Below are 14,580 nucleotides of genomic sequence, written 5' to 3'. Positions count from 1 at the left end.
AGTGCCAGCAAGGTCCTATTTGAAGGGCAGGTCGGTGATTCTTGCGAGCGTGTCCAAGAGTTCATCTTGAAACGACTCGTCGTGTACTGCCGGATGCGCTTGCCTGCGTTCCTGATAGTGCCAGTACTCCCCCGACACTCGCGCAGATGCATCCTCGCTGACCGCGAGCCACTCTTGGGTGCGCGTACCGAGGTCGAGGTTGCCGGTGGCGTGTGACCCACCAAGCTTGGTGGGCATCCATCCCGGGTCCACGGCGTTGCTGCGCACCTCGGGCCAGTGTCGCGCGACTGCCGCGGCGAAGGTGGTCACAAAGAGTTTGCTGTCGGCATAGGAGACTTCGTGCTGCCCATCAGCGGTGTGCAGGGCAGCGGTAGCCGCGTGTCCGTCCTGGTGCCAGCCGCTCGTGAGATAGACAAGTCGTGCCGGTCGGGCCATTGCGGCGGTCAGGATGAATGGCGCCAGCACGTTGACCGCGAAGACGTCTGGCCCGTCAAGAATGCCCGCATTGTGAATCACAGCGTCCATGCGCCCGAGATCATTCGCCTGCTGCACCAGGTCACGGGTTTGTTGGGCATTGGCAAGGTCGCCAATAACGACGCTGGCACCGTTGTCGATGAGTGTCTGCACCGCACTGCGCCGTTCGGTGTTTCGCGCATGCACGACCACCTCGTGACCAGCTGCCTGCAGGTGCTCGGCATTGAGTAGTCCGAGTCCATCGGTAGATCCAGTGATGAAGATGCGGGACATACCTTGTTCCCCTCCTTTTCGTTTTCGATCGGCACGAGCGGTCACGTCATTGTGCCTGCGTGCCGCTCACGCTATCGCTGCGTGATGAAACCGAACACAATAATCAGCGCAATGATCACCAAGACAAGAAGCGGGCCGATAATAGCCAGCGCGAACAGGAATGGATATGCCCGTCGCCAAGACAGCAATCGGCGATCAATGGCACGCAATTGTGGTGGCGTAATCGGTTCATTGAACACATTTACTGCCGCGCCGTTGGCTTGCATATCTTGAACAACCGCGTGAAACTGCGACCGATAAAACATCTGTCCCACAAAATGCGTCAGTCGTTCACCTTGTCGACCCAGCACAATAAGATGGTGCGTTGGATTTGTGCCACTCAGTCCCATTTGTTCCACGAGAACGGCGCGTTCAATGCTGGCTGCGGACACGCTCCGATCGTGGCTACCCCAATTCACGAATCGGTACTGTCCGTCGCCGAATTCAATACGTGTCTTTCGCACCGAGAGTCGCGCGAGAAGCCAAGTCCCCAGAACCAGCGCCACAGAAAGCAGCAAGAACAGCGACAGCATCAGCAGCGGAATCGTGGCATTGCCCTCATCTTGATTGGACAACGCGTTGATCAGTAGTGGAATATTCGGCAGCCACAGCACCGGGATAAATATGCAGATGAGCGTCATGTTCGATCGGATGACGCTCTTGGCAAGATCAGGCGGAACGGTGAGCTGTTGCAAAGTATCAATCCTGCCGCTACGTGCCGTTGATAAACGCCAAGAGCACTCCGAGGACTGCACAAATCACACCCAGAATAATGAAGATTGTCAGCAGGGTGGATGCGGTTCTATGCTTCCTTCCCTGACTGGCAGCGACCACAATAAACCCAATAAACGAGATGACCGCGAGCGCCCCGACAGCCATAATCAGAATAAGAAATATACTCATCGTCGACCTCCGATCAAGGCGAAACTGACCCCAAGCACTGCAGCACGAATAGCCGCGACAATGGCAACTATTCGAAGGACGTTGGCAGGTTCACCGGTGAGCAAAATGGATGCGATAAAGCTCAATACTGCGATGGCTCCCGCCACACTCACAGCAATTAGTAGTTTTCGGACAGTTGGCGTCATTGCTCCGTCAGCCATGCGCGAAGTGAACCACTTCCACTATGGAGTGTCCTGGCAATTCCGCCGCCGCTCGGTAGCATGAGTGGGCCCCCACCCGGTGGGCCCGTCTGTATAGGAGCAGCCACAAATGCGAGTCTTTGAACAAGTCGCCGATGATTTGCGAGAGCTCGGTGTCACCACCGTGTTTGGGCTAATCGGCAGTGGCAATTACGACTTCACCCGAGCGCTCATTGAGCGTGGCGCCAAGTTTGTCGCCGCACGTCACGAGGGTGGCGCGGTGTCTATGGCGGATGGCTTTTCTCGAGTCGGCCAGTCGGTACCGGCGGTATCAGTGCACCAGGGCTGCGGGCTCACAAACCTCGTCACCGGGCTCACCGAAGCGGTGAAATCAAGTACCCCAATGATCGTGCTCACCGCCGAGGTTGCGGCATCCGCGTCACACTCCAATTTCTGGATTCAGCAAGACCGACTCGTTGAATCCGTCGGAGCGGTGAGCTTCCGTCTCACACCCGAAAGCGCAAGCCGCGAGATCGAGCGGGCCTACACGACTGCGGTGACCAAGCGCATCCCGGTTGTGGTAAATCTGCCGCTCGACGTGCAGCAGGCCACGCTCACCGATACGCATACCGTGCGGACACCACAGTTGGTGCCCACCGCACCGAATCACGCGGCTGTTGTGGCACTTGGCGACTTGATTGCGGCGGCCGAACGTCCCGTCATCATTGCTGGCCGCGGCGCTCGTCATGCTGGCCCCGAGTTGCGTGCACTTGGGGCGCGCTCCGGTGCGCTACTTGCCACGTCGGCAGTCTCTCGGGGGCTCTTCAACGTGGATGAGTTTTCCTTAGATGTGTCCGGTGGGCTCAGCACCCCGCTCGCGGCCGAGCTCATCCCCGGTGCCGATCTCATTGTGTCCTTCGGCTCCGCTCTCAATATGTGGACCACCGGTCACGGTCGTCTCTTGGGCGAGGCGAAGCGTGTGCAGGTCGACGTCGATCCGCTCGCCCCTGGTCGACACCGGTCCGTTGACTTCGCCGTGATCGGTGATTCCGTCGAGGTCGCGCGGGCAGTCACCGCGGAGCTAGCGCAGCGCGGCCTCGATCGTGAGGGCTATCGCACCCCGGAAATCCGCGAGCGCATCGCAGTCGAAGGCCATTGGCCGTCAATTCCTTTCGAAGACTCGAGTGATGCCGAACATATTGACCCGCGTGCGCTCACAATCGAACTCAATCGGATGCTTGATCGCGAGCGGGTGACCGCGATCGACTCCGGTAATTTCCTGGGCTGGCCGAGCGTTTTCCTCGATACGCCCGACGCCAATGGCCTCGTATTTGGTCAGGGATTTCAGTGCGTAGGCCTTGGGCTCGCGACCGCGATCGGTGCGTCGTTCGCGCAGCCAGAGCGGCTCGCAATTTGTGGCACCGGGGATGTTGGGCTGTTGATGGCGGCAGCGGAACTCGAGACCGTAGTTCGTCTCGGCATCCCGCTGGTGATAATCGCCTACAACGACGCTGCCGCAGGTGCCGAGCTGCACCACTTTGGTGCAAGTGACATCGACTTGGGCTTTATTACTTTCCCGGACACGGACTTCCGTGCAATCGCAGCGGGCTATGGCTTCACCGCCGTGACGGTACGAAGCGTAAAGGACCTTGATCCCGTACAAACCTGGCTTGACGGCCCGCGAGACACTCCACTCCTAATTGATGCGAAGATAACTCGTATCGAATCCTGGTGGCTCACCGAGGCGTTCAAAGGCCACTAGTGAGCGCAGACGAAAACCCCACAACAGCTCGAGCAAAGGTGCTTATATGACCGACATTACTTCTACTTCCACGTCCACCGGCGCAATTGAGCAGTTTCTCGGTGGCCTCGCTACCGGCACAATCGAGGTGATTGACCTCACCGCGCCGCTCAGCCCCGAGACCCCGGCACTTCGTTTCCCCGCTCCATTCGAGGATCTCATCGATCTCGAGCTCGAGAACAAAGCGCAGTTCGACGAACGTGGCCCCTTCTGGGCGCACAACAATATCCACGTCGGTGAACACGTGGGCACGCACGTGGATGCGCCAATCCACTGGGTCACCGGGAAAGATGGCAAAGACGTCTCGGAGCTCTTGCCCTCGCGACTGGTGGGCCCCGCTGTCGTGTTGGATGTGCGCGATCAGGTCGCGCAGGACCCTGACTTTCTCGTCGAGGTGGAGCACGTCAAGCAGTGGGAAGCCGAGCACGGAGCACTTCCCGAGGGTGCTTGGCTGCTGCTCCGTACCGGTTGGGAGCAGCACGACGGCAGCGAAAGGTCCTTCCTCAATGCCGATGAAAACGGTTCGCACACCCCCGGTGTGAGTGTCGAATGCGCCGAGTGGCTTGCAACGAACACGCAGATTGCGGGTATCGGGGTGGACACGGTCGGCATCGATGCGGGACTCGCCGGCGCCTTTGACCCGCCGTTCCCGGTGCACTACCACTTCCTCGGCCACGACAAATACGGTGTGACTTCGCTCAAGAATCTCGACAAACTGCCCGCGACGGGCGCCTTCATCGTGGTGGCTCCCCTACCGATTGTGAAGGGAACGGCAAGCCCGGCGCGAGTATTCGCGTTCGTCTCGAAGTAGCGGGCGCGAGCCGTCCGAACTCGATCGACACCCTTGAGGATGCGCTTGCCGCCCGGGAGCGCATCCAAGCTTTGGGTGCGCGCGGTTCGATTGAAATTGTCGGCGCCGGACTCACCGGTGTGGAGCTTGCCGCGGAACTCGCCGCGGCCGCACCAGCACTGCAGATACGACTTGTCGCGGCGGGCAAGGTCGGCGGTGATCTCAGTGACGGTGCCACGGCTGCCATCTTGCGAACGCTCGACCGGCTTGGTGTCGAAGTCGCTTCGATCCCGGTCGGCGCTGACGTGACCCTAGATGCCACCGGCCCCGTGCCTGAACCGCTTGGCGCACACAGCGGATTTGCGCTCGACGTGAGTGGACGCATCCGCACCGATGAATATCTGCGGGTACTCGGCCCCGACGGTGCGCCCGTTCCGGGTGTCTGGGGTGCCGGGGATGCCATCGGGGTGGACAATCGCCCGTGGTTACGAGGTGGCTGCGCGTCTGCTGAACCAATGGCGGAGGAGGTGCGCGACGCTCGGTCGCTACTGGCGCGCGTCACCACCAATCTCGCCATCGATCGGCTTCGCAGCGCCCGCACCACTTATGTCGGGTCATATCTGCCGGAACCGATTGCGACGGGGCCGGGTGCGGATGAAGCCGTCATTGACGCCCAAGAGGTGGAAATCGCGCTCATGATTACGCTCGAGTCACTGTCACCAGTGGAGCGTGCAGCGCTGGTGGAATTGCTCGCGACGGATGCAACACTCGTGACCGATGGCGGCGGAAAGGTCACCGCGGCATTACGGCCCGTGGTCGGCGCGGAACGGGTGGCACGGTTTCTTGCGGGACTTTCCGAGAAATTTGCTGACCGTGTCGACGTTGCTCTGCTGGAACTGAATCACCGCCAGGCCTTGGCAGTGCTCCTGGACGGTGCGCTCGATCAGGTGCACTGGGTCGATGTGGCAGAAAACCGCATCGCCAAGCTCCATATCGTGCGAAACCCGGACAAGCTCAAGCAAGCACGCATTGCGGTTGAGCAGTGAAGACTGGAACCGATGCACAGGTGCAGCGGTCACTCGCGATCGCGGGACTCCCTTTATTCCGGTCGTCGTGCCACGAGTGCGACACCACGAAGCTCATCCCGGTGCTTGCGGAAGAGCCCCCGCATCTTCATCACTCGGCGACGAGCATCCCGGTCACGAAGGACGTTTCGGATGATTCGTGCCGTGCCGCGGACACCCTCATCAGCCAAGTTTCGTCGCATCTGCAACAAGGCCATCGGTGCGGTACCGGTCCAATCGACGACGAGCCCGGCTTCCTCTAGGAGCGCGCGCCACTCGGGAATCGTCTGCGGGCGTGCGTTGACCTTAATCACCCGCGCGAGGTCCTTACGCAACTCAGTCTTCACCTCAGGATCGAGATCGGCAGGCTGCAGTCCCAGCTCGTGGATGGCGTAGCGCCCACCCGGTCGAAGAATTCTCGCGGCTTCGGCAACGATCGCATGCTTTACTGCATCCGATTGCATGGTCAGTATGGCTTCGCCGATGACGACATCAGCACACGCGTCCGGAAGACCGGTCTGCGCGGCATCGGCGTTCACCACTGTTCCTGCTGTGCCAACCGCCTTTTCGGTGAGCCGGGCAGCATCCGCGTCTTTCTCCACCCCGGTATACGAGGCTGGGCCGCGCGCGATGATATCGGTTGCGGTACGGCCCAACCCCGGCGCGAGCTCGACGATCGCTGCGCCGCTGATGCCGACTTTGTCGAGCATCTGCCGGGTGAGGCCGAGGCCTCCGGGGCGAAGCACTCGCTTGCCAAGCCTGGCGAGGAGCCAGTGCCCGGGAGCGTCTTCGGCTTTGCGCTGTGCGTACGGCAGTCCCGTACCTGTGTCCGAGTCTTCGTGTGCCATCAGCGTGACAATCGTAAGGAAGGTCAGTCGAGGTCAACGACGTCGAAGCCCAGGACTTCGACGCTCATGCCTTGACGTTCGTCTTCGACGTGCTTGTCTTGGGGACGCGTGGCGGCCCACTTCTCATAGTTTTCGCGGGTGTCCCATCGGGTCACAACGAAATACCGGGATTCTCCGACCTGTGGGCGAAGCAATTCGAAGCCCTCGAACCCCTCTGAGCCGTCGACGCCTTTCTGTCGCGCGGCGAACCGTCGCTCGATCTCGGCATCGGCGCCCTCTGGGAATGAAAGTGCGGTGATGTTGACGAATGTCATTGCTAGCTCCTCTCAAGCGCATACCAGGCCAAACACAGTATTGAGCCTATAAATCAGGTTAGCCTAACCTTCCTGACATTCGTCAGTGTTGGTATTAGACGGTCAAGAGTGGGTAGACACCGTGCTCATCGTGTACTTCGCGGCCGGTTACCGGCGGGTTGAAGACGCACGCACAACGGATGTCCGTGTCGGCCTTCACGGTGTGCTTGTCGTGCTCGTCGAGCAAGTACATCGTGCCGGGCTTGAGCTCGTGCTCTTCTCCGGTACCTCGGTTGATGAGTGTGCCCGTACCCTGGTACACGTAGACCGCCTCGATGTGGTTGGCGTACCACATTTCCGTTTCGGTGCCCGCGCGCAGGTGGGTGTCGTGAAATGAGAATCCCACCTTGTCATTGGCGAGCACGAACCGACGGCTGCGCCACGTGTCGTGGTCGACGTCGCGGTCGGTGCCTTCGAGTTCATCGATGTGAATAACCTTCATTGCAATTCCTCTCGTCGTTTTCCGGATGTGTGCTGTATTCCGGTGGATGATGTTTCGCGGATGCGTACTTAGGCCGTAGCCGCGCGGACTGCCTCATCGAGCAGCGCGATACCGCGCTTCAGCTGTTCATCGGGAGTGTTGAGCGGCGGCATGATCTTCACGACTTCGTCAGCCGAGCCGGAGGTCTCAACGAGCAACCCGCGCTCGAATGCCGCAGCGGCGACTCGACCCGCGATGGTCGCGTCTTCAAAGCGCAGACCACGCAAAAGACCTCGCCCACGCAATGACCCACCGGCGTGCTCAGCAATGGTCTTGAGACCTTCCTCGAGCAATTCGGCCTTCGCCCGCACACTCGCCGCGAACTGCTCGTCGCTCCAAAATGTTTCAATCGCAGCAGTTGCCGTCGCGAAAGCGGGAGCGAAGCCACGGAAAGTGCCGTTGTGCTCTCCCGGCTCCCACACGTCGAGGTCGGGACGAACAAGGGTCAGGGCCATCGGCATCCCGAGCCCCGACAGCGATTTCGACAGGCAAATGATGTCGGGAGTGATGCCAGCCTCTTCAAACGCAAAGAACGTACCCGTACGGCCGCAACCGGTCTGCACCTCGTCGACGATGAGTACAACATCGAATCGCTGGCAGAGCTCTGCCAGGCGGCGCAGCCACTCAGCGCTTGCCGCACGCAGTCCGCCTTCGCCCTGCACCGGTTCAACAATTACGCCGGCGGGCAGGTCGATCCCTGAGCCGCTGTCGGACCAGACCCGCTCAAGCCAGGCGATCGCATCCATCCCCTCTTCGTCATAAGGTGCGGTCACGGAGTGCGGCAGCGGCACGCCAGCGGCGGCGCGCTTGGCGGCATTTCCGGTGACCGCGAGCGAACCGAGCGTCATTCCATGGAAAGCGTTCGTGAAGGACACGATGTCGCGCCGACCGGTTGCATTTCGGGCAGTTTTGAGCGCTGCTTCTACCGCATTCGTGCCGGTTGGTCCAGGGAACAGCACTCGGTGCTCGAGGCCGCGTGGGGCGAGAATGTGCCGCTCGAACGCTTCCAGGAATTCGCGCTTGGCAGGCGTGTGCATATCGAGCGAGTGCACGACCGCATTGCTTGAGAGGTAGTCGATTGCGACCTGCTGCAATACCGGATGATTGTGGCCGTAGTTCAGGGCGCCGGCACCGGCAAAGAAATCGAGGTAGGTTTCGCCGGTCTCGGAGACCTGTTCCGAGCCTGAAGCACTCGTGAACACGGCGGGCCAGGATCGCGAGTATGAGCGCACTGCGGATTCTCGACGTTCAAATGCGCTGGTGTCGCTCGGGGCAGAAGTAAGGATGCTGGTAGTCATAAAGTTGTGTCCTCCTCGATTGTGGTCGTGGGGTTGTCGAGCTCGTTGTGGCTCGACGAAAGTGGTTCGATGCGATGGAGCTTTTCTGCTTCCCATTCCTGAGTCGCGGGGAAATGCTCCGGTTCGAATAGGTCTGAGATCGTGTGTTCCGCGCCGTGCCGAGCGGCGAGGGCAGCGAACAAACGCGTGGATGCTTCGTTGGCGTTGGTGACGGTCGTTTCGAGCGCTCGAGCTCCGGTGCGCTCGACGAGGGCTTCGAGCATCCGGCCGGCGATGCCGTGTCCGCGGTGTTCCATGTCGACCGCGACTTGCCACACCATCAGCGTCGTCGGCTCATCCGGGCGCATGAAGCCGATGATGAATCCCACGAGTTCGCCGTCTACGTCGGCCACGAGTGTGGACTTGTGGAAGTCACGAGCCCACAGCATGTATGCATAGGGGGTGTTGAGGTCGAGCCGCTCGCTATCGCGGGCAAGCTCCCAGATTGCGGCGCCTTCGTCTTGCCGTGGGCCGCGGAGTGTGAGGGTGAGGGTGGCGGTCATGCGATAGCCGCCCCGTCCACCGGGGTCGGTTTACGCACGCCGAGATCCGGGGTTGGATGCGCGAGTCGCGTGTCGCGATCGTAGATAGTCAGTGTCATGAGGCCTCCAATGAGTTGGGGGCGAGCGGATGGACATCGGGCCAGCGAGCGAGTGACGGCGCGACCCTGCAAACGCTCATCTACGCTAACGAGATACGAGCAGATCGCAACCGCATACCCACCCATTCGATCGTTTACTTCGTCTGCTACACGCGCCCGCGCGCACCTGTTTAAAAGGTAGAACCGGCGAACCTTGACTATTTTGGTCTTCAGTTCACTTTTCGGGCGTGTCGCGGCGCCCGGGGTGTGCCAACCAGCTCACCCCGAGCGCTAACGTGACGGCTCACGTGCGACCAGCCCTTAGAGCCGTCGCCGGTATACATCCCAAATATCGCGCAGCGTCTTGCTATCCGACTCACGAACCCACGAGTCAAAGGCATTCCCGTGTCTGCCCGATACGGCGGCCGTTGCCGCGCTCGGTGAATCCACGCGCCGCCCGTCCGCGAGCTCGAATCGGTGGTCGGCCGCAACGGTCATGCGATGGGTCTCGCCCAGTTTCTTGCGCACCCACACGAACTGGTCGCCAACGTGTACCAGTCCGACGTCGATGATGTCTTTGAGCAGGATGCGCCGCGAGCGCAACTCCCCCAGCCCACCCGAGGAGGTCAGCAGTTGGGCTTCGCTCAGTCGGGTGAGATCGATACCCTCCAAGTCGTGGCGGATCTCCCAAAAGTCCGCGATCAAGGCAACCAGCGCATCCTGTCTGGCCTGAAGCACTTGCGCTTCCCAACGATCGTGCGGCCAATTGACCGTGTTAACGACACTCTCCTGGTCGCCCGGTGCCGCACGAAGCGACTTTGAGAACGCCGCGAATTCCATACCTTCAGGTGTTCGGCGACGACGCTCGCGGGTGATGGCCATTGCGCCGAGCCTGGATTGCCAGTGCTCGGCCACCGCCGAATCGATACCCCAAGCCGTGCGCTGATGCGCGGATGTCGGCAGCAGACTCATTACGCCCAGTCCACGTCGGGTGTCAATGAACTGCCCCGTCTCCTGCGCATACGCGCGCGTGAGCCACACCTTCCGCAGCTCGCCCTTGTTGAGTTCTCCTTTGAGCGCCTGAATCGCTCGCTTACGAATCTGGTCGTCAATAACGACCAGTTCGCGGTGATCGAGTGGCCGGCCCGCGGCTGCCGCGTCTTCGCATTTCCGTAAGAGATTCACGACCTGTTGCTCCCGTGGCTGTCGTGTGAGCCCCGCGGTCACACTCACCCCAGTGAGCCGTTCGAGACTCCGCAGCAACTCCACGAGTTCAGTTTCGTCGTGCACGGTCCGAAGTGCCCACATCGCCACGGTTCGCCACTCTTCGCCGGGGAACTGCTGAAGCCGACGCAACCAGCGGTCCACCTCAGCATTCGGATGCGAGGCACTCCCTTGTACATACCGGTACACCGCCGAGAACGGCACGAGCACGTCCTCGATAAACCTCACTCCGCCGATACCCGCATATTCTTTGGCGAGTACCTGCTCGGGAAATTCTGAAATAAGCGAGCGTTTGCCGAGGGACTTCGTACTAAGTACGAGCAGTTCGCGGAAGAATTCGTCGGGATCGGTGCCCGCGTTCTCCATTGCTTCTTCCCACCGGCGCGCATTGCTATTGCGTAAGTCATTGGGCAGCCCGCCGATCACTCTTGATTTGAAAATGTCGGATGCGGTGAGCGGCATTCCGCGGGTATTCATCACTCCGAAAATTCGGTGGGCGCTTTCGTAATCGTCGGTTTCGACGGTCACGACGAATGCGTGTCGATTAATGTACTGGAGAAATTCCCAACGTTCTGTCTCGGTTGTTTCGTCAGAAAAGTATCGGATGAATGCACGTACGTTTTCGAGGATATTGCGTTGCCCCGCCGTTTCAGCTTGATCGGCGGTCAGGTCGAGGAGATTGATAAGGTCTTCGGACTCGACAAACGTATTCATAAACGGTTGATCGACCTCGCGCAGCAATACTCGTGGGCTCGCTTGAATACCCCGCATGAGATTGCGCTCGACCGTCAGCAAGCTCGTGATCTCATCGCTCACTGCGCTGTCCCCGCTCAAGTGACGGATTACGGAGAACATGAGCGCCAAAGTAGTGAGGCGTTGCTGGCCGTCGATAACATCGAACTGCTCGTTGTCGCCGTTCCTCACCAGCACTACGGAGCCGAGGAAATACGAGGAATCATTGCGCTTCCAAGCGTCCAACAAGTCTTCCGCGAGCTGGATCGCCTCGCTCACTCCCCACGAATATTCACGCTGGAAATTCGGGATGTAGTAGCGGCGGAAACCGCTAAATACCGTGAGTAGCTCGTGCTCCTGAGCCTTTAACGCCAAGTTGTCCCCCTCAATACGCGCACAGATCTACACCCTAGTTCCCCTGCACAAAATCTGAATGAGTCATCTGGGTGTGCAGGACTGCGGAGTGTAGGGACATCCGCCTAATCGTCGTTTGTAGCCGAGTCATCATCGGCAGGAAGGTTGGGAGCCACGACATCGTGGCCGCGGGCTCGGAGTTCTGCTTCCACAAGGTGCCAATGCCAGGCACCATCGCCCGCACCGTGAATCAATACGAAGGTAGTCATGTCGATTCTTACCGCTTGACTGTATAGCGGTGAAGGGTGACGCCGCGATCATAGGACTGCTGTTCAAGAAGCTCGAACTCAATCGGACCGTCAACCTGGTCGAAAAGTGGTCGCCCTTGGCCGAGGTAGGCAGGATGTGTGAACAGCAACACCTCGTCGAGCAATCCTCGATTGAGCAGTTGCGTAGCAATATTTGCCCCGCCGACGCCAATATCGCCGTCGGTATCGCGACGAATCGCCGCGAGCCGATCGATCGCATCCACTCCCCCGAGGATGCGCGTGTTGTGTTCGGCACTGGTTCGCGTTCTCGAGACCAAGATTTTCGGTGTGGAAACCCAGATCTCTGCGTATTCGCGCAGTACCTCAGGCAGGGTGGCATCTCCTCGCATGTCGGGCCAGGACTGCTCCATGATATCGTAGATCACACGGCCCTCAACGCTCAGCACCTGTTTCGCCGCGCGACGATTGAATTCGCGATGGAGGCGCTCATCGATACGCATCCAGTCGCCACCGCCGTTCTCACCCGGCTTCGCCTCAATGCGCAGATCGAGCGAGACATTCATCCAATACACAAACCGCCCTGTCATGGTGCGACGGTAGTCGCGTTCGCTGGCAGTCCGTGACGAAGCGACTGAGCGTTAGCCGTCGTCCTGCGACTCGCTTGGCGTGAACTGCGCCCTCGAGACCGCAGTGGCCGCGGCGATCTCGTCATCATTGGCGGTTCCAGACGCAGCGATGATCTTGATCCAAGCGTCGATCGAGGCGGCGTAGGTCTCACGTGCCTCTGCCGAGTATTCCCAGGTGGCGCGGTCCTCGGTAAGGTCGCCACGCAGCCAGAGTGCGAGGCTGACGAGGGCAGAATCCCATCCCGGACCAACGTACAGTGCCCCGGCACCGTTGGCAGCGATGGCGACTGACACGGTGTGCTCAAGCTCGAGCGTGGTGCCCGCATCGGTCGGTGTCAGGCGCACCGTGACTATGCTGACCGGTCCGCCCCAAGTGAGGGTCAATGTCGTAGGCCGCGTACACTCTCGAATCTCGCCGTCGGCGTTGTCTTCGACTTGGAATGTCCCGCCTTCCCGGAGATCGCCGCTCACCGGCGCGAACCAGCGAGCGAGTCGCTCGGGGTCGGTGACCGCTTGCCAAATTTCTTCGGCCTCGGTGGGATACTCGCGCCGCAAGGTTACGGCGATTAATTCGTCGTCCCCAGTGCCGCGACGGGTAACCTCGCGAGCCGCCTCCGCAATCTCTTTCCGCATGTCCTTCATGGCTGTACCTCAGGGTTGGTCCTCGGACGTTGGTCGGATCACGGTAGAGGTTTCACATGTAAACGCCGTGGGGCGGCAGCCATGGCAACCTAAGAATCGAAACCGAGCCCGACTGCATCCATGAGCCGTAGCCACAGGTTGCGGCGACCGGTCTTATCGGCGCGAGCCATCGACCACTGGGTGAGGTGAATACCGATCGCGCGGAACGGCTCCGGAGGAAAGGGCAGCGGTTTGCGGCGAATCATTTCGATTTGAGTGCGACGGGTGCGCTTGCCCGCAAGCAGGTCCAGCATGACGTCGGCACCGAACCGCGTCGCCGCAACGCCGAGGCCGGTATAGCCAAGCGCGTATGCCACTCGGCCACGTGACGCGAGTCCCGCCGTCAGTGAAAACTGCGTGGACGTGTCGATGATGCCACCCCATTGATGGGTGAAGCGCACCTCGGCAAGCTGCGGGTAAGTCTCACGAAAATGTCGCTCGAGTGTGGCGAAGGTCGCTTCGCGCTGCGTCAGCGCCTCACTTTTGCGCGACCCGAAATGGTAGATCGCATCATAGCCACCCCAGAGGATGCGGCCGTCATCGGTCTTTCGGTAGTAGTGGAAGAAATTCGACGCATCCGAGAGCCCTTCATCGCCTGGCCAACCAATCGCGGCGAATTGTTCTTCGCTGAGTGGCTCGGTCATCAGCGCGTAGTCGTACACGGGCACGGTCACCGGCCGCAATCGCCGCAGCAGGGCCGGGTAGGCGTTCGTGGCGAGAGCCACTTGCATCGCCGCGACGACCGCGCCGTTTCGGGTGGTGACGCGGATGCGTTCGTCCCGGCTGTCGAGCTCCTCGGCAATGGAGTGCTCATAGACCTCCACCCCGGCGTTTCGACAGGCCTCGAATAGTCCGAGGGCCAGCCGATATGGGTCTACGGTCGCCACTTCTGGGCTGCGCAGAGCCGCGCGGTACGCAGGTGAGGCCGTGACCGCAGCGATGTTGGCAGGTCCGATGAATTCGGCCGGTTCACCGTAGCGCTGCCCGTCTTCAGCCGCTTCGCGCAGGTCTGCTGCCTCGGTCTCAGTTCGAGCAAACGTGAGGCTGCCGCCTTCCCGCCAGTCGCAGTCAATGCCGTACCGTTCGATGTCCTCACGCATCCCGTGGAAGTTTTCGCGGCTGAGTTGCACGAGTTCAGCCGCCTGTTCGGGCCACCGCGCTATGGCATTCGACAGGCCGTGCGTGATGCTCGGTTCGACGAAGCCGCCGTTTCGACCACTGGCCGCGTGCCCAATGGTTTTGCCCTCGAGCAGGATCACGTGCCGGTTCGGGTCGCGTTCTTTCGCATGCAGTGCCGTCCAGAGCCCGGAGTAGCCGCCACCGATAACGAGAAGGTCGGTGTCGGTATCGCGAGTGAGTGCGGGCACCGGTGTCCGGTCCGGCGCGCGGTCAATCCAGAAGGACTTTCGCACGCGATTAAGGTTCGAAGTGTGGTGAGTCGGCATCATTGTCTCCTCGCGATGGTGATGTGGATCAAAGATCTGGGCTTGTCCTAAGCAAATCTTGCAAACCGTCTATTCGGTACAGTAGCCGTATCGATACCCTGGAACAAGGTTCCCGTCCCCAGAATTG

General features: G+C 60.5%; 16 protein-coding genes. 3 read left to right on the top strand and 13 right to left on the bottom strand.

Translation table 11 applies throughout. The features are described from left to right. Positions 1-15 precede the first annotated feature (15 nt). From ACTHXA_RS02435 to ACTHXA_RS02425, 3 genes are all read right to left on the bottom strand, one after another. Positions 16-747 (bottom strand): SDR family NAD(P)-dependent oxidoreductase, encoded by a 732-nt coding sequence (locus ACTHXA_RS02435; RefSeq protein WP_441668987.1) that lies wholly within the window; start codon positions 745-747, stop codon positions 16-18. Between the two features lie 71 nt (positions 748-818). Further along, positions 819-1,481, bottom strand: coding sequence for a hypothetical protein (locus ACTHXA_RS02430; RefSeq protein WP_441668985.1), 663 nt, complete (start codon positions 1,479-1,481; stop codon positions 819-821). 16 nt (positions 1,482-1,497) lie between these two features. Then, positions 1,498-1,689 carry a hypothetical protein gene (locus ACTHXA_RS02425; protein ID WP_441668983.1) on the bottom strand — a complete coding sequence of 64 codons (192 nt, stop codon included), beginning with the start codon at positions 1,687-1,689 and terminating at the stop codon, positions 1,498-1,500. A gap of 309 nt (positions 1,690-1,998) precedes the next feature. On the opposite strand from ACTHXA_RS02425, the gene ACTHXA_RS02420 reads away from it, so the two are divergent. From ACTHXA_RS02420 to ACTHXA_RS02410, 3 genes are all read left to right on the top strand, one after another. Continuing rightward, positions 1,999-3,630: a thiamine pyrophosphate-binding protein gene (locus ACTHXA_RS02420; RefSeq protein WP_441668981.1), complete on the top strand. Its 1,632-nt coding sequence runs from the start codon at positions 1,999-2,001 to the stop codon at positions 3,628-3,630. Between the two features lie 46 nt (positions 3,631-3,676). Beyond that, the gene (locus ACTHXA_RS02415) at positions 3,677-4,480 is read left to right on the top strand and encodes a cyclase family protein (protein WP_441668979.1); all 804 of its coding nucleotides are present in this window, start codon (positions 3,677-3,679) and stop codon (positions 4,478-4,480) included. A 71-nt stretch (positions 4,481-4,551) separates the two neighbouring features. Continuing rightward, on the top strand, positions 4,552-5,505 hold the full coding sequence (locus ACTHXA_RS02410) for a hypothetical protein (RefSeq protein ID WP_441668977.1): 954 nt from the start codon (positions 4,552-4,554) through the stop codon (positions 5,503-5,505). A 53-nt stretch (positions 5,506-5,558) separates the two neighbouring features. Here ACTHXA_RS02410 and ACTHXA_RS02405 read toward each other — a convergent pair whose 3' ends face one another. The 10 genes from ACTHXA_RS02405 to ACTHXA_RS02360 form a co-directional block, all read right to left on the bottom strand. Beyond that, the gene (locus tag ACTHXA_RS02405; protein WP_441668975.1) at positions 5,559-6,371 is read right to left on the bottom strand and encodes a class I SAM-dependent methyltransferase; all 813 of its coding nucleotides are present in this window, start codon (positions 6,369-6,371) and stop codon (positions 5,559-5,561) included. A gap of 23 nt (positions 6,372-6,394) precedes the next feature. Next, positions 6,395-6,685 carry an antibiotic biosynthesis monooxygenase family protein gene (locus tag ACTHXA_RS02400; protein ID WP_441668973.1) on the bottom strand — a complete coding sequence of 97 codons (291 nt, stop codon included), beginning with the start codon at positions 6,683-6,685 and terminating at the stop codon, positions 6,395-6,397. Between the two features lie 94 nt (positions 6,686-6,779). Next, positions 6,780-7,166 (bottom strand): ectoine synthase, encoded by a 387-nt coding sequence (locus ACTHXA_RS02395; protein ID WP_441668971.1) that lies wholly within the window; start codon positions 7,164-7,166, stop codon positions 6,780-6,782. Positions 7,167-7,234: 68 nt separating this feature from the next. Beyond that, positions 7,235-8,503 (bottom strand): diaminobutyrate--2-oxoglutarate transaminase, encoded by a 1,269-nt coding sequence (gene ectB / locus ACTHXA_RS02390; protein WP_441668969.1) that lies wholly within the window; start codon positions 8,501-8,503, stop codon positions 7,235-7,237. Next, positions 8,500-9,045: a diaminobutyrate acetyltransferase gene (gene ectA / locus ACTHXA_RS02385; protein WP_441668967.1), complete on the bottom strand. Its 546-nt coding sequence runs from the start codon at positions 9,043-9,045 to the stop codon at positions 8,500-8,502. The genes ectB and ectA overlap by 4 nt, the downstream gene beginning before the upstream one ends. A 398-nt stretch (positions 9,046-9,443) precedes the next feature. Next, complete coding sequence (locus ACTHXA_RS02380) at positions 9,444-11,453, bottom strand: GmrSD restriction endonuclease domain-containing protein (protein ID WP_441668965.1); 2,010 nt, start codon at positions 11,451-11,453, stop codon at positions 9,444-9,446. Positions 11,454-11,557: 104 nt separating this feature from the next. Next, positions 11,558-11,701: an alpha/beta fold hydrolase gene (locus ACTHXA_RS02375; protein ID WP_441668963.1), complete on the bottom strand. Its 144-nt coding sequence runs from the start codon at positions 11,699-11,701 to the stop codon at positions 11,558-11,560. 8 nt (positions 11,702-11,709) lie between these two features. Then, positions 11,710-12,288, bottom strand: a complete 579-nt coding sequence (locus ACTHXA_RS02370; protein ID WP_441668961.1) for a dihydrofolate reductase family protein — start codon at positions 12,286-12,288, stop codon at positions 11,710-11,712. Positions 12,289-12,339: 51 nt separating this feature from the next. Beyond that, entirely contained in the window at positions 12,340-12,969 is a 630-nt protein-coding gene (locus ACTHXA_RS02365; RefSeq protein WP_441668959.1) for an SRPBCC family protein, read from the bottom strand. An 89-nt stretch (positions 12,970-13,058) separates the two neighbouring features. Continuing rightward, on the bottom strand, positions 13,059-14,456 hold the full coding sequence (locus tag ACTHXA_RS02360) for an NAD(P)/FAD-dependent oxidoreductase (RefSeq protein WP_441668957.1): 1,398 nt from the start codon (positions 14,454-14,456) through the stop codon (positions 13,059-13,061). Positions 14,457-14,580 lie beyond the last annotated feature (124 nt).

The sequence above is a fragment of the Gulosibacter sp. genome (assembly GCF_052090685.1).
In the GTDB taxonomy this organism is placed as follows: domain Bacteria; phylum Actinomycetota; class Actinomycetes; order Actinomycetales; family Microbacteriaceae; genus Gulosibacter.
The sequence above is the reverse complement of the archived record's forward strand: the minus strand, read 5'-3'. Positions and strand labels throughout refer to the sequence as shown.